General features: G+C 74.0%; 21 protein-coding genes and 1 pseudogene. 11 read left to right on the forward strand and 11 right to left on the reverse strand.

Annotation, left to right across the window (positions count from 1 at the left end):
- The first annotated feature begins 163 nt into the window (after positions 1-163).
- Complete coding sequence (locus AC5WAM_RS20245; protein WP_495523398.1) at positions 164-958, forward strand: M23 family metallopeptidase; 795 nt, start codon at positions 164-166, stop codon at positions 956-958.
- Positions 959-977: 19 nt separating this feature from the next.
- Here the strand turns inward: AC5WAM_RS20245 and AC5WAM_RS20250 are convergent, their stop codons facing one another.
- The gene (locus tag AC5WAM_RS20250) at positions 978-1262 is read right to left on the reverse strand and encodes a hypothetical protein (protein WP_366791035.1); all 285 of its coding nucleotides are present in this window, start codon (positions 1260-1262) and stop codon (positions 978-980) included.
- A 223-nt stretch (positions 1263-1485) separates the two neighbouring features.
- Here AC5WAM_RS20250 and AC5WAM_RS20255 point away from each other — a divergent pair, with 223 nt between their 5' ends.
- Positions 1486-1758, forward strand: coding sequence for a chaplin (locus AC5WAM_RS20255; RefSeq protein WP_495523399.1), 273 nt, complete (start codon positions 1486-1488; stop codon positions 1756-1758).
- Positions 1759-1883: 125 nt separating this feature from the next.
- Here the strand turns inward: AC5WAM_RS20255 and AC5WAM_RS20260 are convergent, their stop codons facing one another.
- From AC5WAM_RS20260 to AC5WAM_RS20295, 8 genes are all read right to left on the reverse strand, one after another.
- On the reverse strand, positions 1884-2753 hold the full coding sequence (locus AC5WAM_RS20260; protein ID WP_495523400.1) for a tyrosinase family protein: 870 nt from the start codon (positions 2751-2753) through the stop codon (positions 1884-1886).
- Positions 2754-2799: 46 nt separating this feature from the next.
- Positions 2800-3192 (reverse strand): tyrosinase family oxidase copper chaperone, encoded by a 393-nt coding sequence (locus tag AC5WAM_RS20265; RefSeq protein ID WP_495523401.1) that lies wholly within the window; start codon positions 3190-3192, stop codon positions 2800-2802.
- Between the two features lie 140 nt (positions 3193-3332).
- Positions 3333-3839 (reverse strand): hypothetical protein, encoded by a 507-nt coding sequence (locus tag AC5WAM_RS20270; protein ID WP_495523402.1) that lies wholly within the window; start codon positions 3837-3839, stop codon positions 3333-3335.
- A gap of 343 nt (positions 3840-4182) precedes the next feature.
- Complete coding sequence (locus AC5WAM_RS20275) at positions 4183-4686, reverse strand: DUF5949 family protein (RefSeq protein WP_495523403.1); 504 nt, start codon at positions 4684-4686, stop codon at positions 4183-4185.
- Positions 4687-5029: 343 nt separating this feature from the next.
- Positions 5030-5269 (reverse strand): chaplin family protein, encoded by a 240-nt coding sequence (locus AC5WAM_RS20280; protein ID WP_366791029.1) that lies wholly within the window; start codon positions 5267-5269, stop codon positions 5030-5032.
- 132 nt (positions 5270-5401) lie between these two features.
- A complete protein-coding gene (locus AC5WAM_RS20285; RefSeq protein ID WP_138960796.1) occupies positions 5402-5680 on the reverse strand; it encodes a hypothetical protein in 279 nt (92 codons plus the stop codon).
- Between the two features lie 335 nt (positions 5681-6015).
- Positions 6016-6741 carry a hypothetical protein gene (locus AC5WAM_RS20290; protein ID WP_495523404.1) on the reverse strand — a complete coding sequence of 242 codons (726 nt, stop codon included), beginning with the start codon at positions 6739-6741 and terminating at the stop codon, positions 6016-6018.
- 340 nt (positions 6742-7081) lie between these two features.
- Complete coding sequence (locus AC5WAM_RS20295) at positions 7082-7321, reverse strand: chaplin (RefSeq protein ID WP_495523405.1); 240 nt, start codon at positions 7319-7321, stop codon at positions 7082-7084.
- A gap of 816 nt (positions 7322-8137) precedes the next feature.
- Between AC5WAM_RS20295 and AC5WAM_RS20300 the strand changes: the two genes are divergently transcribed.
- From AC5WAM_RS20300 to AC5WAM_RS20335, 8 genes and pseudogenes are all read left to right on the forward strand, one after another.
- Entirely contained in the window at positions 8138-9301 is a 1164-nt protein-coding gene (locus AC5WAM_RS20300) for a glycosyltransferase (protein ID WP_495523406.1), read from the forward strand.
- Positions 9298-10854 (forward strand): sugar transferase, encoded by a 1557-nt coding sequence (locus tag AC5WAM_RS20305; RefSeq protein WP_495523407.1) that lies wholly within the window; start codon positions 9298-9300, stop codon positions 10852-10854. The genes AC5WAM_RS20300 and AC5WAM_RS20305 overlap by 4 nt, the downstream gene beginning before the upstream one ends.
- Before the next feature lie 6 nt (positions 10855-10860).
- Positions 10861-12249 (forward strand): O-antigen ligase family protein, encoded by a 1389-nt coding sequence (locus AC5WAM_RS20310; RefSeq protein ID WP_495523408.1) that lies wholly within the window; start codon positions 10861-10863, stop codon positions 12247-12249.
- Entirely contained in the window at positions 12246-13997 is a 1752-nt protein-coding gene (gene murJ / locus AC5WAM_RS20315; protein WP_495523409.1) for a murein biosynthesis integral membrane protein MurJ, read from the forward strand. The genes AC5WAM_RS20310 and murJ overlap by 4 nt, the downstream gene beginning before the upstream one ends.
- Positions 13987-14715 (forward strand): annotated as a pseudogene (locus AC5WAM_RS20320) (polysaccharide deacetylase family protein); the annotation flags it as partial. The gene murJ and the pseudogene AC5WAM_RS20320, both read left to right, overlap by 11 nt.
- Positions 14716-14879: 164 nt before the next feature.
- On the forward strand, positions 14880-16028 hold the full coding sequence (locus tag AC5WAM_RS20325) for a glycosyltransferase (RefSeq protein ID WP_495523410.1): 1149 nt from the start codon (positions 14880-14882) through the stop codon (positions 16026-16028).
- Positions 16021-16665, forward strand: a complete 645-nt coding sequence (locus AC5WAM_RS20330; RefSeq protein ID WP_366791023.1) for a YveK family protein — start codon at positions 16021-16023, stop codon at positions 16663-16665. The genes AC5WAM_RS20325 and AC5WAM_RS20330 overlap by 8 nt, the downstream gene beginning before the upstream one ends.
- A complete protein-coding gene (locus AC5WAM_RS20335) occupies positions 16662-17780 on the forward strand; it encodes a GNAT family N-acetyltransferase (protein ID WP_495523411.1) in 1119 nt (372 codons plus the stop codon). Before AC5WAM_RS20330 ends, AC5WAM_RS20335 begins: the two co-directional genes overlap by 4 nt.
- A 34-nt stretch (positions 17781-17814) precedes the next feature.
- Here the strand turns inward: AC5WAM_RS20335 and AC5WAM_RS20340 are convergent, their stop codons facing one another.
- The gene (locus tag AC5WAM_RS20340) at positions 17815-19125 is read right to left on the reverse strand and encodes a glycoside hydrolase family 26 protein (RefSeq protein ID WP_495523412.1); all 1311 of its coding nucleotides are present in this window, start codon (positions 19123-19125) and stop codon (positions 17815-17817) included.
- Positions 19126-19252: 127 nt separating this feature from the next.
- On the opposite strand from AC5WAM_RS20340, the gene AC5WAM_RS20345 reads away from it, so the two are divergent.
- On the forward strand, positions 19253-20485 hold the full coding sequence (locus AC5WAM_RS20345) for a carboxylate--amine ligase (RefSeq protein ID WP_495523413.1): 1233 nt from the start codon (positions 19253-19255) through the stop codon (positions 20483-20485).
- A gap of 79 nt (positions 20486-20564) precedes the next feature.
- On the opposite strand, the gene AC5WAM_RS20350 is transcribed toward AC5WAM_RS20345, so the two are convergent.
- A complete protein-coding gene (locus tag AC5WAM_RS20350; RefSeq protein WP_495523414.1) occupies positions 20565-21761 on the reverse strand; it encodes a chaplin in 1197 nt (398 codons plus the stop codon).
- Between the last annotated feature and the right edge of the window lie 28 nt (positions 21762-21789).

Below are 21789 nucleotides of genomic sequence, written 5' to 3' on the forward strand. Positions count from 1 at the left end.
GGGGGCTGATGAGCCGTCACAGGTACGAGCCTAGCGAAGCACCAGGGCCGTGACAGGAAGGCAGGAACGGCGTCCGGCCGGGGCGGTCCCGCGCCCGCGCGCGTTACGCCAGGTGGCGCAACCGGGCGTGCGCCACCACGCCGCCCCCGTTGTCCTGTCGGACATGGGCTCCCACATAGACGGCCCGCAAGCAGCGGGCAGAACACGACGTGACGCACTGGGGATCGGTGTGGTCCTGCTCGCCTCAGGAGCGCTCGGCATGGCGGGCACCCCGCCGGACGACGTCGTGGACCGCGACGACCCCACCGATCCTGACGCCACTGCCGCCACCACCGACCCCACCGACATCGGCGACCCCACCGAGATCGCTGACGTCGACGGCTTCGAGGACTCCGACGGCCTCGTCGATCCGGACGACGTCATGGGCTTCGACGGCGCCGCGGACCCGCACGAGGACTGTCTGGTCGGCTACGACCCGGACTTCGAGGACGACCTGGCGGCGGCCGACGCCACGGTCCCCGAGGTCCGCGCGCTCACGGGCCCGCCACGCCGCTTCGCCCGCCCGCTGCGCCGCCGCTTCCGCGTCAGCGCGCGCTACGGCATCCGCGGCAACTGGCTCGCGGGCCACCACACCGGCATCGACCTGGCCGTGCCCCGGGGCACCCCGGTGTACGCCGTCGGCTCGGGCGTCGTCGTGCTCGCCCGCTGGTCGGGGGCGTACGGCAAGGCCGTCACGGTCCGGATGCCGGACGGCCACTACGCGCTGTACGCGCATCTGAACCGCATCTCCGTGCGGCAGGGGGCGCGCATCCGCACCGGCACCCGCATCGGCAGCAGCGGCAGCACGGGCCGCGCCACGGGACCCCACCTCCACCTGGAGATCCGGTCCCGGCGCGGCTACGGCTCGGACATCAGCCCAGTCGGATATCTGGCCCGGCGCGGGGTCCGGCTCACCTAGCGCGCGGCCCGGCGCGGGCTCAGGTCTGGACGGCGGGGACGAGCTGGGTCACCGGCTGCACCAGGTCGGTGATCTGGTGCAGCTCGTTCAGCCGGTGGAGTCCGCCGAGCTGGCTGGACACCGTCGGCACGGCGTCGTGCTGTGCCTCGGGCAGCGGCATGCGGCCCAGCTCGTCGAGGGTGGCCATCGGCGAGATCTCCTTGGGCTGCTGGGCGCCGGTGGACGCGTGGGCGGCGGGTGCCACGAGCGCCGCCGCACCGGCGGCGAGGGACACGGCGGCCAGAATTCGTCGCGCTGAAGTCATGCCCTCAGCAACGGCGGAGCAGCCCGCGGGACACGGGCACGCACCGCATTCCGCCCACCGCTGGCACTAATGGCCTACAGAAGTACTGCTCGAATCGCCGCACCTGTTCGATCTCCCGAAGATCATCGATGAATTCACGCCGTTACTTCACATCAGAGAGTCGCGTTAGAGCAATCGCGGCCACACCCACGCGGCCGTGCTTTCCAATTCGAAGGAGAACGTGATGTCTCGCATCGCGAAGGCAGCCGCCCTTACGCTCGGCGCGGGTGCCGTCGTGCTGGGCGGCGCCGGACTCGCCACGGCCGACGCCGGCGCGCACGGCGAAGCCAAGGGCTCCCCCGGTGTCCTCTCGGGCAACCTGATCCAGATTCCGGTCCACGTCCCGGTCAACGTCTGTGGCAACACCATCGACGCCGCCGGTCTGCTGAACCCGGCGTTCGGCAACACCTGTGTCAACAACGGCGGCACCGGCGGCGAGGGCGGCTACGGCCACTGAGCACGCCACCAAGGAGAAGCCCCCGGCGAGCATCTCGCCGGGGGCTTCCCGTTTCACACTCATGGTCCCCCGTACTGGTTCCTCCGTACTGATTCACCTGTACTGGTTCACACATGGGTACTGGTTCACACGTAGCGATAGATCCGCTCGTGGTCGAGCAGGTCGCCCGGGGTGGTGCGCCACGGCGGCATCGGCTCGTTGCGGGCGACGACGCGGCCGTGCCCCGGCTCGCCGAGGCCCGGCGGGTGCTCCGGCAGGAAGCGCGCGCCCCTGCGGTGCTCCCGTTCCCAGCGGCTCCACAGCAGGTCCACGAACGCGTGGTTCAGCCAGAACACCGGGTCGTTCACGGAGCCGCCGCCCAGCATGTGTCCGCCGACCCACCGGTGCACGCGGTTGTGGTTGCGCCACCGCGCGGTGCCGACGCCGGACGTCCAGCCCTCCAGCTTGTTGCGGAAGCCGCCGTCCGCCCGTGAGTCCCAGGGCGGGACGTCGTACCGGGAGTCCTTCATCGCCCACTCCACGTCGGCGGGCGTAGGCAGGTCGATGGGGTTCGAGGGGTTGCCGAACGCGCGGGTGAGGAAGTCGCCGTCGGTGACGCTCTCCTTGATCCGCCAGTGCCCGTTGCGCCGGGCGAACGGACCGGTGAGCACCTGCCGGTCGCCCTCGCGTCCGTTGCCGCCCAGGAAGTCCTCACCCCACAGGGACGCGGCCGGGGAGCGGTCCCGCGTCCAGTCCCAGTACGGGACCGTGACCGCGTCGTCGACGCGCTGCAGGGCCTGCTCGAAGTCGAGCAGGAAGCGCCGGTGCCAGGGCAGGAACGTCGGCGTCATATGGGCGACCCGGAGCCGCTCCTCGCCGTCCGCCACGTAGAAGTCGATGTGCGTGCGGACGAATTCGTCGTACTCGCCCCGGCGCTTCAGGGTCAGTACGGCGTCCACGAATCTGCGCCGCTCGGCCCCGGTCAGCCGGTTCTGGTTCTTGCGTGTGTAGGCCACGCGCGCCCCCTTCGCCATCCCAAGCGTCCCGTGCGGTCACGGCCCGTCAGTGGGTGTGACCGCTCAGCCGCGCCGTCATCCCGAGCTCGTCGACGGCCCCGCGGGCGGCCGCGAGCGGGGTCGCGTACGACCCGTAGTGGTCGACCATGGTCAGGTAGGTGCCGTCGGCGCGGCGCATGAGGCCGAGCTGCCTGCCGTCGACCGTGACGCGCCACCGGTCCCGGCCCGCGCCGCGCTCGCCCAGGACCGGGTCGCCCTGGATGCGCCGCCCCCGGTACATCTCGTCGAACGAGCCCTCGTCCGCGGCGCCCGGCGGCGTGGCCCGCGCCCCGCCCGCCCGCATCACCCCCACGGCGGCGAGCGTGGCCGCGGCCGCGACGCCCAGCAGGTGGCGCCGCCCGAGGCGGTGGGTCAGTGGCGTACCGGGCGCTGCGCTCATGTGCTCCCTCTTCCGCGGCCATGTGCTGCTGGACCTCTAACCGCCCGACCCCCGCGGTCCGTTACGGGCCCGGCCGTCGCGGGCCCGGTCGCACCGGAGTGGGGCCAAGCCCGGCCGCCGGGCCGCCGGGCCTGCGGGCGTCAGTTGAGGCCCAGGTCCGCGGCGGGCTGTGCGCTGAGCAGGGGCTGGTGCAGGCCGCCGCCGGGCAGGGAGAGAGGCGGCAGGGCGGTGCCGTCGGCGCCCGGCGTGCCCAGCGGCGCCTCCAGCGTGGCGCCCGGCGTGAGGGCGTACACGTCGGAGCCGTGCGCCGCCAGGTCCACGCTCTTCAGGCTGTCCTCGCCCACCACGTCCGTCAGCGGAGCCGTGATCTGTACGTCGGGCAGCGCGTTGCCGACCGGGATCTGCGGGACGGCCCGCTCGGGCAGCAGCTTGCCCTCCACGTAGCGGGGGCCTTCGAAGTCACCGCCGGGCAGTGGCACCGGGAGGGTGCTGGTGACCTCGGGGGTGTGCAGGCCCAGGGAGTGCTTGACCCCGTCCAGCGGCACGGTCACGCCGGGGTGGTCCGCCGCGGCCGCGGTCGAGGCCGCACAGGCTGCCGCGGTGCAGGCGAGGGCCGTGGCGATGGCCCCCCTCGTGGTGTGCTTCATGGCTCGGATCCTTTCGCTCACGGCGACCACTCGGTTCGCACAGGCTCAACGAGCCCGCCCCGCGCACCAGCACAAACTTCGCCCGAGCAACCGAATACTCGCTTTAACGGATGATCCCCTGGACTGATCTCCCTGCCGGAGTTCTCGGTGTGCGGGGCCGGGTGAATTCACCGGGAAAGGCCCGTACGAATTCGGCTCGGGCTCCGGCCCCGGCTGAGGCTCCGGCCCCCGGCTCCGGCTCCGGCTCCGACTGAGGCTTCGGAGCGTGAATCCCACAGCCCCGCCACACCGCTCCGCGACCTGCCCGCACGGGGCCGTGGCGCTCCTTCGGCTCTTCGGCTCTTCAGCCGCGCAGCCGCTGCACCGGCAGCAGGCAGTGCGTGGCGTTGGTCAGGGTCTCCTCGTCGCCCGCGAAGGACCTGAGGTTGTCCTCCGACACGGGTGCGCCGGGCGTACCCTCCGGCCACGCGCGCGTGGTCATGATGAAGTACGCGTGCCCGCGCTCCTGTACGGCAGCGAGCCACTCGGGCGGGACCACGCACTGGGCGTTGACGTGCGGCATGCTGACGACCGCCTGCCCCGCCTCGACGAGCAGGGTCACCGGCAGGCTGGGGTTGCGCGCGCCGTCGAGGAGCGGGCCGCCGACCGGCAGACCGGAGTTGTGCAGGAGCGCGCCGACCGCCTCCGCCGAGGCGTCCGGACCGCCCTCGGCGTCCCCCAGGGGATAGGCCATGAGAAAGGCCATGTCCTTTTCTTCCTCGGGGTGTTCACCGCTCCAGGCGATGACACCCACGGTGCCCATGTCGGCCGCCCGGAAAGGACGCTGCTCGCTCGGTTTCGTGGTCATGGGCGAAACCGTAGCGACGCGCGCGGCAGGGATTCCGCGCTTGTCACCTAAGTGGCCGAACGGCCGTTCCGCATCACACGAAGGGGGAGTCGGTCGAACGGGTGCGCAGGGGCAGGGCTCCCGAATTCGCTCCGCTAAGCGTGCGTGTGGTCGGCCCTGCGTGCACGTGGTCGGCCCTGCGTGCGATCGGGCACGCGAAAGGCCGGCCCGCGGAAAGGGTTCCGCTGACCGGCCTTTGAGTGTCGCGTTCGCCCGGAGAGCATCGAGGGTGCCGGGAGCACCGAGAGCGCCGGGCGATGTCCCGTGGCGTCGGGGCCGGGACGCAACGTGCCGCGGGCGAACGTCAGTTGTTCACGCCGCTGTTGCCGAACGCCGGGTTCAGGGCGCCGATCAGGTTCGCGGTGTTGCCCACGACGTTGACCGGGACGTTCACCGGGATCTGGCCGATGTTGCCCGAGCCGACACCCGGGGAGTGCGTGGCGTCAGCGGCGGCGTCGGCGTCGGCGAAAGCGGTCCCCGACGCGGCGCCCGCAGCCATACCGGCGGCGGCGAGGGCGAGAGCGGCCTTCTTGGCAGTGTTCATCATCAAACCTTCCCTTAGGGTTTGGCTGAAGCCTAGGGGCGGAATTCAGGGGATTCCTGGAATAACACGCCCAAGCATTTTCGGTTTCCCGTTCGGCTCAGCCCACCCGAAGGAAACCGGGAATTCGGGTGACTAGTTGGCGAGCGGCAGGCCGCCGAGCAGCTGCGTCGGGCCGCCGCTCGCGTTCAGCCCGTCCGTGGCCTGCTTGACCGTGTTGACGACCGAGTTCTTGTTCTCGGTGTCCAGCATGTTGGTGTTCAGCGGCGCCGCGTCCAGGGTCGACTGGCTGAGCAGCGTGTCCAGGCCGCCGTTCAGGCTGGTGGGCGTCAGGTCGTTGGCGAAAGCGGGCGCGGCGGCACCGGCGATCGCCATCGATCCAGCGAGGACAGCGGCAGCCTTCAGGGGCTTCATCGTGTTCCTTTCTTGGTAACTCTTGTCACCGTTGGCCGGGTCACCAATGGGCTTCACTGCTCAGGCAATTACTTCTGCCTGTCGTCTCTCTCACCGGACCTAACGAGCGGAACTCGGCACGGAAACCCCTGAAACTCAAACTTCCCGGAACCCACTCGATGGAAGGGAACCCGCATTCTTCTCATATCAACTGGACTACGCACACGTGAAGTTGACGAACACCTGACGGTCCGCGCATGACGAGACCCGCCGCACCGGCACGTGCCGGTGGGGCGGGTCTCGTCATGCGCGCCCCGGAAGGGACGCGTGCTTTCCCGGTCCGCGCGCTTTTCTGTCTACTCCTCCACCGGGAGCGGGACGGGCAGCTTCGGCACCGGCAGGCCGTCCGTCGGCAGCTTGGGGAGCGGGGGCAGGCCCGGCAGGTTCGGCACCGGAAGACCACCGCTGAGCACCGTGGCGACGACCGTGTTGACCAGGCTGGTGAGAACGCCGGTGACGGCCGGGACGACCTGCGTCGGGTCGCCGCTCGTGACGGCCTTGACCAGGGTGTCCACCGCGGTCTGGAGCGCCTTCAGGGCGTCGTCCTTGATGTCGAGGGGCACCTGCGCGGCCTGCGGGCCGCCCAGCGGCAGCTTCGGCAGCGCGGCGGGGAGCTGCGGCACGGCGGGGGCAGGCGGGACGGCGGGTGCGGCCGGTGCGGCGGGTGCCTGGGGGACGCCGGGCACGGCGGCGGGCGGGGCGACCGGCGCCCCGGCGGTGGTCTTGGCGATGGCTTCCTTGACCGCGTCGCCGAGCTTGGCGGCGTCGGGAGCGGGCAGCTGGCCGTTGTCGGCCTTGAGCGTGGCTTCGAGGAGGTCGGTGGTCGGGGTGAGGACGCCGCCCAGGTCTCCGAGCGCCTGCACCTGGCCGAGCAGGGCGTCCGCCCCGGGGACGGGCGCCTTCACGGCGGTCGCTTCCTGGCGGGCCTCCGCCTGCATGGCTATGGCCGGTCCGGCCGTGCCGAGGAGAAGCGCCGCGCAGAGCGTGGTGGTCGCGATACGCCGTGCGGGTAGAGCACGCATAGGTCGTTCCCTTTCGGTGGTCCGTCGGATCTTGTGCTCACCGTGAAAGGGAGGCTCGCCCTCCGCAACCGAGCGGGCGCGCCGCGTCACACCCCCCTGCGGGCCGACCGGGCGTTTACGCAGGTGGGAAGCGGAAGTACGGGGCGGCTCCTGGGCGTTGCGGCTACCCGCCATTCGAGTACGGGTCCAAGAGCGCGACACGCCGACGATGCGGGGCCGACACGCCGGAACGGCCGCCTCCGCCGCTCACCCGGACGCGGCACGGGGCGAGGGCGCCGTCGGCGCATGGAAACGGCCGCCCCACAGGCTGTGGGGCGGCCGTACCGAAGAAGGCGTCAGCTCAGTCGTTGACGCAGGTGTTGCCGAACGCCGGGTTCAGCAGGCCGATCACGTTGATCGTGTTGCCGCAGACGTTCACGGGCACGTGCACCGGAACCTGGACGGCGTTGCCGGAGACGACACCGGGGGAGTTGGTGGCGGCACCCTGCGCGCCGCTGTCGGCGGCGGCGACACCGGCGCCACCGGCCACGGCGGCGGCCGCGACGGCGGAGAGGGCGAGGGCCTTGGTGGTACGCGACATGGAGAGTTGCTCCTTGGTCAAATGACGCTTGTGCCGTGCGGGATGCCCGGCGCGTGGATCAACGGCCATGCCTGACGGTCGGTTGTGCCCCGGACGGGTGATGGCTGGAGCGAGCCATTTCGGTGACAGCCGTGTCGTCGTGTTGCCTCGCCGTGTTACTCACACCGGCGGCTCACGTCCACGAACCCTCTCCAGCCAGCGAATTGACCACCCGCTTCACAGTTTCGACACACGTGGCCGGGTCACGGAGAAGGCTCTTGGCTCCCGCTACAGTTGCGCTTCCTCTTGAGGAATTTCAGCCATAGATGTGCTCATGCCACAAATGTGCATATTCACCCGGTTAGCCCCGTCTTCGCCCCCGCACTCTCCTTCTTACGCCCGCCTCCGTGCTCCAGCGTTTCTCCGCTCCTCCCACTCCGGAAGGCCAACGCCGTCATGTGCCACTCCCCGGGCCCGCGTCGCGTCCTCGCCGCCCCGCTGCCGTGCGCCGCGTTCCCGCTGGTGCCCGGGCACGCGGCGGCCGCGCCACCCGGTGGCGGGGAGAAACACGGTGAGTCGGCAAAGAGGTATCACGCGCCGCGCCGCACAGGGGTCGTACGCGCCGCCGCCCCCGCGATCACCTACCCCCGGGCGGTCACCCGGAAGGCGGCACCGGGCTGCCGCCCCCTCGCCGGGACCCGTTCCGTCGGCGGGCCTCGGCCCCTCGGGAGCCCTCGTCCCTCCGCCCCGCGCGGCGCTCTCCGGGCCGGAGCCACCGCGGCCGTCGACGCACGGCGGTAACGCACCTTGCCTCGCACCCATCCAGAGGAATCGCGCATGCCGCAGCCGTCGGTCCTCCCTCCCCCGCGTGTCCTGCACGTCAGCCAGCCCGTGGACGGCGGCGTCGCGCGCGTGGTCCTGGACCTCGTCGAGGCCCAGCGCGCCGCGGGCCTCGACGTCCACGTGGCCTGCCCGGGCGGCGTGCTCGCGGGCGGCCGCGGGCACGCCTGGGCGGCGAGCCGCTCCCCCGGGCCCTCGCTGTGGTCCGAGGTCCGCGAGCTCGACCGGGTCGTGTCCCTCGTACGCCCCGACCTCGTGCACGCCCACAGCGCCAAGGCGGGTCTCGCCGTGCGGCTCGCCGTGCGCGGGCGCGTGCCCACCGTCTTCCAGCCGCACGCCTGGTCGTTCGAGGCCGTCGGCGGGGTGACGGCGGTGCTCGCCCGCGCCTGGGAGAGGCACGGCGCGCGCTGGACGGCCCGGCTCGTGTGCGTCAGCGAGGCCGAGCGGCACACCGGGCTGCGCGCGGGCGTGGGCGGTACCGCCCGGGTCGTCCCCAACGGCATCGCCGTCGACCGTTTCCCGCCCCGGAGCAGGGAGGCGAGCCGGGCCGAACTGCCGCTGCCCCCGGCCCGCGACGCCGCGACGCCGCTGGTGGTGTGCGTGGGGCGGCTGTGCCGCCAGAAGGGGCAGGACGTGCTGCTCCGGGCCTGGGCGGCCGTCACCGCGGCGCTGCCCGCAGCCCGCCTCGCCCTCGTCGGTGACGGGCCGGACGCCGAGGCCCTGCGGGCGCGCGCCGACGACTCGGTGCTCTTCGCCGGTGCGGTGCCGGACGCGGCGCCCTGGTACCGCGCGGCCGACGTGGTCGTCCAGCCCTCGCGCTGGGAGGGCATGGCGCTGGCCCCGCTGGAGGCCATGGCGTGCGGCAGGACCGTCGTGGTCACCGAGGTGAACGGCGCGCGCGAGAGCCTGCCGCCCGACCTCGTGCCGCACGCCCTGGTGCCGCCGGAGAACCCCGACGCCCTGGCCCGCGCGCTCATCGCCCTCCTCGGGGACCGGGCGCTGCGCGACCGGCTCGGGGACCGGGCGCGCCGCCACGTACTCGACCACCACGACGTGCGGCACACCGCCCGCGCGATCGAGGAGGTCTACCGCGAACTGCTCGGCACGGCACCCCCCACGTACGCGGCCGCCACGAAGGACAGGGAGTGCACCAACCCGTGAGTGCGGAACGAACCGTCGTCACCTCGTCAGGGGAGCTGAGACAGCACCAGCAGGACCCGGCCGCGGCCGTCGTCGTGGCGCCCCGGGAGGCGCTGGCCAAGCGCGTCGGGCACGGCCCGTGGCGGCCCGCGCGCCGACGGCGCGTCGCCTGGCCGCTGCTGGCCGTCGACGGGGCCGCGGCGGCACTCGGTGTGTGCGCGTACGCCGTGTCCGAGGCCGCCGGGTCCGGGCCCCTGCCGGGGGCCGCGGCCGACTGGGCGGCGGCCGCTCCCTGGACCCTCGTCTCCTGGGCCGCCACGATGGCGCTGCTCACCACGGCCGTCGTCGCGCTGCACGCCCACGGCGGTCTGTACCGGCCCGCGCGGATGCCCGGCGCGCTCGACGAACTGCCCTCGCTCGGCGGGCGCGTGGCGGTCGCCTGGTGCGTGACGGCCACGTGCGCGGCCTCCCTGTCCGGCCTTCCCGTCCTGCCGCCGCTCGCCCCGCTCGTCTCCTTGTCGCCCGTCCCGCTCGTGACGGCGTGCGCGGCCCACTGCGCGCTGAGCACGGCCGGCCGGGCCCTGGTGTACGCGCGGTTCCGCGGGGCGCTCGCGCGCGGGCCGCGTCCCGTGCTCGTCCTCGGCCACGGACCCCGCGCCCGCGCGGTGGCCACCGCGCTGCTGCGCCAGCCGCGGTGCGGGATGCGCCCGGTCGGAGTCGTCTGCGACCCCGCCGACCTCGCCGCCCAGGGCCAGGAGACGGCACCGGGCCTGCCGGTGCTCGCCACCCTGGACGAACTCCAGCGCGCCGCCATCCAGAACGACGTCCGCACCGTGCTGATCGCCACCGGCCGCACGGACTCCCGCGAGCACTGGCTGCCCGCCCTGCGCGCCCTCGGCTGCGACCTGTGGGAGCTCGCCCCGGTGCCGGCCCCCGCGGGGCACCAGCACGTGGCCGGGTTCCCGTGCCGCCCGCTGCCGCCCGGCGGTCCGCTCCGCACGAGCCTGCGCAAGCGCGCCCTCGACGTGCTGGTGTCGGCCGCGCTCCTCGTCCTCGCCGCGCCGGTCCTGCTGGTGTGTGCGGCGCTCCTGCGGGGCCTGGAGGGGCCCGGCATCGTGTTCCGCCAGGAGCGCGTCGGCAAGGGCGGCCGCCCGTTCACCCTGCTGAAGTTCCGCACCCACCGGCCCGCCGACCCGCAGGAGGCCGCGACCCGGTGGAGCGTCGCCGACGAGCACCGGATGAGCGCGTACTGCCGCTTCCTGCGCCGCACCTCCCTCGACGAGCTGCCGCAGCTGTGGAACGTGCTGCGCGGCGACATGAGCCTGGTCGGGCCCCGCCCCGAACGCCCCTACTTCGTCGCCCAGTTCAGCCAGAAGTACCCCGACTACGCGCTGCGCCACCGCATGCCCACCGGCATCACCGGGCTCGCCCAGATCCACGGCCTGCGCGGGGACACCTCCATCGAGGACCGGTGCCGCTTCGACAACGCGTACATCGACAGCTGGTCGTTCTGGCAGGACCTGTGCATCCTGCTGCGCACGGTGGGCTGTCTCGTACGACACTCGGGGAGTTGACCCACGGTGCCCGTCGCTGATCACGCGCTGGCGCCGCCGCCCGCGTCGGCCCCCGCGCCGCCGTACCTCGCCGCGCTGGTGCCCGCCGTGCGGCGGGCCACGCCCGTGCTGCCGATCGTCGCCGTGGTGGCGCTGCTCGCCCTTCCGGTTCCCGCCGGGACCTCCGGCGGCGGACCGCAGATCACGGTCGCCGACGTGGTCTCGGGGCTCGTCGTGGCGCTGTGCGTCCTGACCGCCGTACGCTCCGCGCGGCGCCCGCTGACCCGGGCCGCCGCGCTCCTGTTCGGCCTGCCCGTGGTCGGCGTCACCGCCGCCGCGTGCGCCGCGCCGACCGGCGGTGCCGCGCTGGCCGGGGCGGCCCGCTACCTCCAGATCTTCGTCCTGGTGCCGCTCGCCGTCCTCGCGCTGCTCCGGGACGGCCGTGACGTACGCCTGGTGGCCTGGTCGTTCGTGGGGCTCGCCGGGTGGCAGGGCGCGCTCGGCGTGCACCAGTACGTCACCGGGACCGGCGCCTCGTACATGGGCGAGGACATCCGCGCGGTCGGGACGTTCGGGCCGACCGACGTCATGGGGATGGCCACCGTCGTGTCGTTCGGCGTGGTCTGCGCCCTCGCCCTCGCCTTCCGCGACGGCGCGCCCCGGCAGCGGGCCGCCGCGGTCACCTGCGCGGCGCTGCTGCTCGTCCCGCTCGCCCTGTCCTTCAGCCGGGGCGCGTGGATCGCCACGGCCGCGGCCTGCGGCGTGGTCCTGGTGCTCGCGGGGGTGCGGCGGGCGCTGCGCGTGCTGCTCGCCGCGACCGCCGCGGCCGTGGTCCTCGTCGGCGGGTTCGGGGTGGGCTCGCAGATGCTGCAGCAGCGCCTCGGCAGCATCACCGAGGTCGCCGACGCACCCGACCAGTCGGTCACCGACCGGTACACGATGTGGGCCGCTTCGGTCGACATGTGGCGCGAGCGCCCGGTCACCGGCGTGGGCCTCAAGGGCTTCCCCGAGTACCGCGACAGCCACGCCTCCGTCGCGCTCTCCTCCGGCAGCGACACCGCGGGCGCGGGCCACGGCTTCGCCCGTCAGCCGCTCCTGTCCCCGCACAACATGTACTTGCTGATCCTCAGCGAACAGGGGCTGCTCGGCCTGTGCGCCCTCGCGGGCTGCTGGGCGGGCCTTCTGGCCTGCGGGCTGCGGCGCTGGGCCCGCACGCGTGCGCTGTCCGCCGCCCCGCCCGGCGACCGCCTCGACTGCGCGCTCCTGGCCTGCGGCCTCCTCGTGTGGCAGCTGGTCGACTTCCTGTACGCCGACATCGGCGGGCCCTCGACGGTCCTCACGGCCATCGTCCTCGGGGTCGCGGCCTGGTGGGGGGTCGGCGACCACATGCGGCGGCGGGAGGTAACCGCACCATGATCACGGCCTCCGGGGGCGGGGACACGGGAGCGCTGCGGCCTCCCGGGGAGGCACCCGTCGACGTACGACCCCACGAGGAGCGGGCCGACGGTCAGGGGGCAGTTGCCGCCGACCCCGATGGCCGGGGGGAAGCTCCCGCTGACGTCGGGTCCGCCTCCGCCGGTGCCGAGCCCGCGCCCGCGCGGGGCGGGAGGTTCCTCGCCAAGGCCGCGCTCGTCACCGCCGCGCTGTCCGTCGCCGGGTCACTGCTCGGGCTCGCCCGGGACCAGGCGCTCGCGCACTTCTTCGGCGCCGGGACCGACACCGACGCCTTCCTGGTGGCCTGGACCGTGCCGGAGATGGCGGCGACGCTCCTCATCGAGGACGGCCTGGCCTTCTTCCTCGTACCGGCGTTCAGTCTGGCCCTCGCCCAGCGCGGGCGCGGCACCGGACGCGACCCCGTGCGAGCCCTCGTCGCCGCCTCGCTGCCCCGGATGTGCCTGTGCTTCGCGGCCGCCGCCCTGGCCCTCGCCCTCGCGGCGCCCTGGGTGGTGGCCACCCTGGCGCCCGGCCTGCCCGACCAGCGGCTCGCCGTGGACTGTACGAGGCTGACGGCAACCTGCGCCTTCTCCTTCGGCCTCGCGGGCTACTGCAGCGCCGCCCTCCGCGCCCATCAGCGCTACACCGTTCCCGCCCTGATCTACGTCGTCTACAACGCGGCCATCATCGCCACGCTCGCCCTGCTCGCGGCGCGGTGGGGGGTCCGGGCGGCGGCGGCCGGGGTCGCGGTGGGCGGCGCGCTGATGGTGGTCGCGCAAGTTCCGTCGCTGTGCCGGCAGTTGCGGCGCGGCTCCGGCACGGACACCGCCCGGACGCTCACCGGAACGGCGTCGCCCCGGCTGCGGACCACGGTCATCTGGACCGTGCTGCTCTTCGCGCTGTGCCGCCAGTCGCAGGTCCTCATCGAGCGCTTCCTGGCGTCGTCGCTGCCCGGCGGCGCCATCTCACATTTGAACTACGCGCAGAAGGTCGCGCAGATGCCGATGGCCCTGGCCCTGATGCTGTGCACCGTCACGTTCCCCGTCCTGGCCCGGGCGCAGGCCGAGGGGCAGACCCTCAAGGCACGGGACCGTGTGGAGCGGGACGTCGTGACGGCCGGGTGCGTGGTGCTGCTCGGCGCGGCCGCCGTGATCGCCGGGGCACACCCGCTCATCCAACTCCTCTTCGAGCGCGGCGCGTTCACCCCCGAGGACACCGCCGCCACGGCCTCCGTCATGCGCGTGTACTCCCTGGGGCTGCTCGGCCACACCCTCGTCGGCGCCCTCGCCCGCTCCTACTTCGCGGGGGGCCGCGTCACCTGGGCGCCCGTGACCGCGATGGGCCTCGGCATCGTCGCCACGGCGGGCCTCGGCGTGCTGAGCGTCGGCACCTTCGGGGTGTACGGGATCGCCGCCGCCAACGCCATCGGCATCTGCCTCACGGCCACGCTGCTGCTGCGCGGCATGGGTCCGCGCACGGTCCCCATCCGCATCCCCAAGGTCGTCGCGGAGCTCGCCGGGCTCGTCATCGCCGCCGCCGTCGCCACGCTCCTGGGCGCGCTCTGCGCGCGCTCACTGACCGCACCGGTGCCCGCCCTCCTGGCCTGCGGCCCGACCGTGCTCCTGGCCTTCGTGCTCGTGGCCTGGTTCCTGCGCGTCGGCCCGCTGGTCTCCGCCGTCTCCGCCCTCGGCCCCGCCCTACGAAAGCTGGCTTCGCGTCATGACCGCTGACACCAGACCCGCCCCCCGCACCGCCTCCACACGGTCGTGGATCGCCATGTACCACTCCGTGGACCGCTGCCCCGACGACCCGTACCGCATCACCGTCACCCCCGAACGCCTCGACGCCCAGCTCGCCCGACTGCGCCGCCGAGGCCTCACGGGGGTGTCCATGGCCGAGCTGCTGCGCGCTCGCGCCGAGGGCCGCGCGGACGGGCTCGTCGGCCTCACCTTCGACGACGGCTACCAGGACTTCGTGGACCACGCCCTGCCGCTGCTCCACCGCCACGGCTGCACCGCTACGCTCTTCGTCCTGCCCGGCCGCCTCGACGGCGACAACGCCTGGGACCCGCTGGGCCCGCGCAAGCCCCTGCTCGGCGCCGAGGGCATCCGTGCCGCGCACGACGGCGGCATGGAGGTCGCCTCGCACAGCCTGACCCATGTGGACCTCACCCGGGCCGACGACGAGCAGCTCCAGCACGAGATCGCGGGCAGCCGCAGCGCCCTCGTCCAGCTCATCGGCGCCCCCGTGGACGGCTTCTGCTATCCGTACGGCTACGTCGACGCCCGGGTCAGGGACGCGGTCCGCGCGGCCGGGTACCGCTACGCCTGCGCCATCGACTCCGGGCCGCTCACCGGGGACTTCACCCTGCCGCGCGTCCACATCGGGCAGCAGGACATCGGCGTACGGCTGTGGCTGAAGGAGCGCCTGAACAAGGCGCGGGGGAGGGCGCTGCCGCCGGCGGGGAGCCCTTCGACGGGTGCGCCCTGCGGGCATGTTTCACGTGAAACAGCCACGCGTGCGCGTGTTTCACGTGAAACATCGGCAGGCGCGGCGACCGACCCCCGCAGCACCTCGAACACGGCAGCCGCGCCACCCAGGACGGTGAAACCGTGAAGGCCCTGCACGTCATCACCGGCCTCGGCATGGGCGGCGCGGAGCAGCAACTCCGGCTGATGCTGCGGCACTTGCCGTCCAGCTGCGATGTCGTCACGCTCACCAACCCCGGCTCCGTCGCCCGCCAGATCATGGCCGAGGGCACCCGCGTCACCCACCTCGGCATGTCCGGCAATCGCGATCTGTCCGCCCTGCCCCGGCTCACCAAGCTGATCCGCGCCGGGCACTACGACGTGGTCCACACCCATCTGTACCGGGCCTGTCTGTACGGCCGGATCGCCGCCCGCCTCGCGGGCGTCCGCGCGGTGGTGGCCACCGAGCACTCGCTGGGCGAGTCCCAGATGGAGGGGCGGCCCCTGACGGGCGGCGTACGCGCCTTGTACCTCGCCGGGGAGCGCCTGGGCCGCGTCACCGTCGCCGTGTCGCCCGCCGTCGCCCGGCGCCTGCACCGGTGGGGAGTGCCCCGGCAGCGCATCAGCGTCGTACCGAACGGCATCGACGCGGACCTCTTCCGCTTCGACCCCGCCGCCCGCGCGATCGCGCGCCGCCGCCTGGACCTGCCGGAGGACGCCTACGTCGTCGGGGGAGTGGGCCGCCTCACGCCCGGCAAGCGCTTCGACGTCCTGCTGCGTGCCGTCGCCCAGCTCCCGGAGGACGTCCTGGCCGTGCTCGTCGGCACGGGACCGCAAGAGCCCGAGCTGCGGAAGCTCGCCGAGCGACTGCGGATCGCGGGCCGCGTGCGCTTCGCGGGAGAGGCCCGGCACGAGCCCGAAGCCACCCCGTCGGACGGTACCGACCTGCCCGCCCTCCTGTCGGCAATGGACGCGCTCGCCTCCCCCTCACCCGAGGAGGCCTTCGGGCTCGCCCTCCTGGAGGGCCTGGCCAGCGGGCTTCCCGTGCTCTACGCCGACTGCCCGGCCATCGACGCCCGGCCCTGCGCCGAGCGCGGCCTCGCCATGCCCTGCCCGAGCGACCCGGACGCCCTCGCCCGCGCGCTGCACACCCTGCGCCCGCGCGGCACCGCGTCCCGCACGGCACCGCCCGCCGCCCACCACTACAGCGTCGCCCGCAGCGCCGGGCAGCTGATGAACGTCTACGAGTCGGCTCTCTCCGGCTCGACCTCGGAGGTGACCTTCGATGCGTAATCCCTTCCCCGCCAGGTCCGGTGCCGCGCGCGCCCGTCTGGCCCGGCTGCCCCGCTGGTGGCCGCTGCCCGCCTGCGCGCTGCTCGGCGCCACCGCGGGCGGCGCGTACGGCGTCCTGCACACCCCGCAGTACGCGGCGACCAGCTATGTCATCGCCGTGCCGCAGGAGCGCGCGGACCCGTCGACGGCGATCGGCTACGCGCAGGCCTACGGCCGTGTCGCGACCCAGCTGGCCGTCCTCGGTGACGCCCAGGTCGCGGCGGGCATGTCGGCCACGCAGCTCAAGGACAGCGTGCGCGTGGCGACCTCGCCGGACGCGCCGATGATCGCCATCACCGCGTCCTCGGCCCACCCGGGTGAGGCCGCGCTCACCGCCAACGCCGTGGCGCGCTCCCTCACGGTCAGCGCCAACCACACCAAGAAGAGCACCCAGATCAAGCTGCTCCCGTTCTCGCGCGCGCTGAAGCCCACCGCGCCCTCGTCGGTGTCCACGCCGGTGAGCGCCCTGGTCGGCACCAGCGCGGGCGGCCTCCTCGGCGGTCTCGCCCTTCTCGTCAGGCCCCGGCGCCCCGCCGCGCGGGCGGGCACGGCCGCCGTGCCCGCGCCGACTCCGGTCCTGGCCGGGGACGCGGTGTGACGGCGGCGGCCGGCCGGTTGGCGGTCGAACTCTGCGTACGGGAGGAGGAGTTCGAGCGCCTGGGCGCGCCGTGGGGGCGGCTCTACCGGGCCTGCCGCACGGCGACCCCGTTCCAGAGCCACGCCTGGCTGTCCTCCTGGTGGCAGTCGTACGGCACGCGGGGGCGGCTGCGGGTCCTGCTGGTCAGGGACGGCGAGGAACTGGTCGCGGCGGCGCCCCTCATGCGGGCACGCGGCCCGCTGCCCGTGCTGACCCCGCTGGGCGGCGCCATCTCCGACTTCACCGACGTACTGCTCGACGAAACGGCCACCGAAGACGGCCTGCGCGCCCTGACCGAGGGCCTCGCGGGCCTGGCGCGCGCCGCCCTGCTCGACTTCCGCGAGGTCCGCCCGGGCGGCTGCGTGGAGCGCGTGCACGCGCGCTGGCGCGGGCCCCGCCACGTCGTGGACGATTCGCCGTGCCTCGAACTCCCCCCGCTGCCCATGGAGGAGCTGCTCGCCCGGCTGCCGACGCCCCGGGCCCAGCGCACCCGCGCCAAGCTGCGCAAACTCGCGAAGCTCGGCGTGGAGTCACACATCGTCCCCGCGGAGGACGTACCGGAGTCCCTGGGGACGCTGCTGCGCCTTCACCAACTCCAGTGGGAGGGGCGGAAGGTGACCACCGAGCACCTGCGGCCGCGCTTCCGCGAGCACCTGATCCGCTCGGTGCGGCCCATGGTCGCCGCGGGCGAGGCGGTCGTCACCGAGTTCCGCCTGGACGGCGAGGTGATGGCCGCGGATCTGACCCTCCTGTCCGGCGGCCTGGCCGGGGGCTATCTGTACGGCGCGCATCCGCTGCTGCGGGAGCGCAAGGCGGACGTGGCGACCATGCTTCTGGACGCCTGCACCCGGCACACCGCGGGCGAACGGCCCCGCACGCTGAGCCTGTTGCGCGGTACCGAGCCCTACAAGCGGCACTGGCGCCCCGACCCGGTCGTCAACCGCCGCTATCTGCTGGCCCGTACCGGCACGGCCCCGCTGCTCGCCGCGGCCGCCGCCTCGGCGGCCGGACGCCGCTGGGGCAAGCGGCTGCTCGACGCCCGGCGTGAGCGTCGCGGTGACGCGGCCCCCGAGTAGGTCCGCGCCACCGCGACCGACTGTGCGGCCCGCCTCAGCGGTCCCTGCGCCACCAGTCGAAGCGCAGGCACAGCTTGCCTCCCAGCCAGTACTCGACCCAGTCGCCGAGGTCCAGCGGGGAACACTCGGTCGGAGTCGGCTTCGGCTCGGTCGGCTTCGGCGGCGTGTCCCCGCGTCCGGTGAGGAGGTCGCGGTAGACCCGCGAGGACCTGGGGTTGGAGGAGCACTGCCACACGCCGTGCGGACAGTAGTCGGTGATGGTGTTGTACAGCGGCTGCTTGTCGTCCATCCAGGCCAGCATGCGGCGCATGTACTCCGCGTTGTCCCCGTTGCGGAACAGGCCCCATTCGGGATACGAGATGGCCTTCTTGTGCTGCGCCGCGAACTCGACGTGGTGCTGGAGCCCGTACGGCTCGCTCACCTGCTCGTCGAACGCCATGCCCCGCGGCTGGTCGTACGAGTCCATGCCGATGATGTCGACGACGTCGTCACCGGGATAGCACTCGGTCCAGGGAACGGCGTCCCGGCCGCGGCTCGGCGTGAAGTCGAACTTGAACTTCTGCCCGGGCACCGCGCGCATGGCCGTGACGATGCGCTTCCAGTACGCCTTCCAGGACTCCGGGTCGGGAGCGCACCGGTGCGTGTACGTGGTGCCGTTCATCTCCCAGCCGAGCACGAGGACCGTGTCCGGCACCCCGAGGTCGACCAGGCGCCGCGCGAGCACGCGGTAGTGCTCGTCGAACTCGCCCGCCGCGCCCCGGCGCAGCAGCGAGCGCACCGCGTAGTCGCCGACGCCCTCCTCGTTGCGGTCGAGCATCGGCACGTTCAGCACGAAGAGCCGGTCGTCCTTCTCCTTGCGCCAGTCGGCCCAGCTCTCCAGGAAGTCGGGCGCGCCCTCGATGTTGCTCCACCGGTCCCCCGGCAGATACGTGTGCCCGACCCGCAGCTCCGCGCCGCCGAGCCACTCGCTGAGCTCCTGGATCCGGCGGGGGCCGCGCGAGCCGTAGTCGACGTACGCGCCGAAGGTGCTCGCCCCGGCGGGTTCGGCAGGCTTGGCGGGCTCGGCGGGCGACGGCACGGCGGGGGCGACCGGCGGCCGGGGAGCGACCGGGCTCGCGGGCACGGGGCTGGCAGGAGTGGCCGGGGACGCCGGAGTCTCCGGGGTCGCGGGGGTCGCGGGGGTCGCCGGGACTGCCGGCGCAGGCGTGGCGGGCGGGGGCGGGTCGTCGGCACGCCGGATGTCCACCGCGTATCCCGGCCCGGCGGCCAGCGCGGCCGACATAATGACTCCGGCGGCGATAAAGACCGCGCGTTTACCGCGTCGATGACTGTGTCGGGTCCTCATGCCTGCTCCTCGATTCCGCCTCCGCTTACTGACGCTCAGTCATTTTTATGTTTATTGCGCCAATCGAGCTCCTAATCCTCCGCGCCGACAGATCGCCCCTTTGGGCGATCGAACAGTAAGGGCGAAAGTGCAGCGTCTGGATACACGCATCCCCGCGGTCCTGCTGCGGATCGACAGGAATTCCTTCCACCACGGAACGCTGGGCGCGGTGCGCTCCCTGGGGCGTGCGGGAGTGGAGGTGCACCTGGTCGCCGCCGACACCCACAGCCCGGTGGCCCGCTCGCGCTATCTGCACCGGATGCACCCGCCGCCCGGGCCCGCCGCGTCCCCGGCGGAGGTGGCCGCCACGCTGCTCCGCGTCGCCGCCACCCTGCGCGGTCCCGCCGTCCTGATCCCCCTGGACGACGCGGGCTCCCTGGCCGTCAGCGCCCAGCGGACCGAACTGAGCGACCGGTTCCTGCTGCCCGCGATGCCACCCGGCACGGCGGAGAGCGTGGCGGACAAGGCGGCGCTGGCCGAGCTGTGCGCGGCCGCCGGAGTACCGCATCCGCGGACCGAGCTGCCGGACTCGGCGAGCCGGGCCGCGGCGGTCGCCCGCAGCCTCGGCCCGGCGGCGGTGGCCAAGTGGAGCCGCCCCTGGTGTCTGCCGCGCGACGCGGGCCTGCACAGCACGGTGGTCGTCCGCTCCCCCGGCGAGGCCGCGGCGCTGTTCGAACGCGGTGCGGAGGCGGGCAGCCCCCTGCTGCTCCAGGCCTTCGTGGCGGCGGACGGCGGCAGCGACTGGTTCGTGCACGGGTACGTGGGCCGCGACGGCCGCGTGCACGGCGGCGGCACGGGGCGCAAGCTGCGCGCCTGGCCCCGCGCGGCGGGCATCACCGTGCGCGGCGAGTGGGTGCCCAACCCCGCCCTGGAGGCGCTCGCCGCCCGGCTCATGACGACGGTCGGCTACCGGGGCGTCTTCGACCTCGACTTCCGCCAGGACACCGCGACCGGCACGTACCACCTGCTCGACTTCAACCCGCGCCCCGGCGCCCAGTTCCGCCTCTTCGCCGACGGCGCCGAGCTCGACGTCGTCCGCGCGCTGCACCTGGACCTGACGCACCGTCCCCTGTCCGCGCCGCGCCCCCTGCCCGGCCGCACCTTCCTGGTGGAGAACTACGCCCCGCTGAGCGCGCTCCTCCCGCACCAGAGCACGGCGCGCGAGCTGGCCTGGCACGCCCCGGACGACCGCGCCCCCGGCACGGCCCTGCGCAGCTTGTGGGGCCGCAATGTCGCACGGCGACTGCGTGACCGCGTACGCGCGCGTGCCGTACCGGCGACACGGGCAGGTGTGCGGGAACCGGAGCGGCTCGGCAGCTGAGCGGCCCGGACATGCGTGAAGCGTGGGAGGCCGACCCGGTCCGGGTCGGCCTCCCACGCTTCACGTGGCGGCTGTTCGACTACGGCCGAGCCGTGGCGCGTCCGCGTCGGTAGAGGACAGCACCGGCACCGAGCAGCGCGGCGCTCGCCGCCGCGGCACCCAGGAGGCCGGGCTCCGCACCCGTCCGCGCGAGCTGGGCCCGGGGGGCGGGGACGACGTCGACCCGGGGCGCGGGCGGCACGGCCGGGGCCTCGTGCACCGGCACGGGGACCTCGGGCGGCGTCACCGACCGGGGCGGAGCCTTCGGTTCCGGCGCCGTGGGCTCGGCCGGGCGGACCGGCGGCTTCCCACGCGGCGGCATCGGCTGCTCCTGCGGCGGGGTGGGCGTCGAGTCCTCCTCGCAGCGGTTGCCGAAGACCGGGTTGAGGGCCGCGACGACGTCCACGGTGTTGCCGCAGAGGTCCAGCACGGGCTCCAGGGGGAGCTGCCCGAGGTTGCCCGACAGGAGACCCGGCGAGTCCGAGGCCTCACCCGTGGCCGTGGCTCCCGAACCGGCGGGCCGGGGGGCCGGGGGCGGCGTCGTGACGGCGCGCTCGGCGACCGGCTCGGCCGCGGGGCGTGCGGCGGGCTGGGGAGCGGCCTCCACCGCGGGCCTGGCCGCGTGCTTGGCGGCCGGGGGCTGCGTACGGGGGGACTCCTGCCGCGGGGCCGCGTGCCTGGGAGCCGCGTGCCGGGGGGACTTGTGCGGCCGGGACTCCTGCCGCGGGGACACGGGGGCGGGGTGCGCCGTCGCGCGGCGGCTGGAGCGGTCGGCGCGCTCGGCGTGGGCCGCGCGGGAGGCGTGGTCCGCGTGGTCGTGCGCCTCGGAGCGCTCCCCGTAACCGTGCGCCGTCGAGGGCTTCCGCGCCTTCGGGGTCGCGGCCGTCCGCTGCTCGTGGGCGGGCTTCGCCGTTTCTCGGGTGGGCTTCTTCGCTTCCGCGGCAGGCTTCGCCACGTGCGCGGGAGCCACCGGCTGCTGCTGCGCGCGGGCGGCGGCGGCGCGCTCGGGGTGGGCCGACCGCCCCGTGTTCGCGCAGCTGTTGCCGGTCGCCGGGTTGAGGCCTGCCGCAGCATCGGCGGTGTTGCCGCAGACGTTCACCGGCACTTCCACCGGGGCCTGCACGCTGTTGCCCGACAGGAGGCCGGGAGAACCGTGGGCCGCTCCGCTCGCGTCAGCCGCGAGGGCGGAGGTGCCAGACAGAGACAGGATGCTCGACGCCGCGGCGGCGGAGAGCATTCCTTTACTGAGGGCCTGTCGCAATCTA

The sequence above is a fragment of the Streptomyces sp. JLYT201 genome, assembly GCF_059448825.1.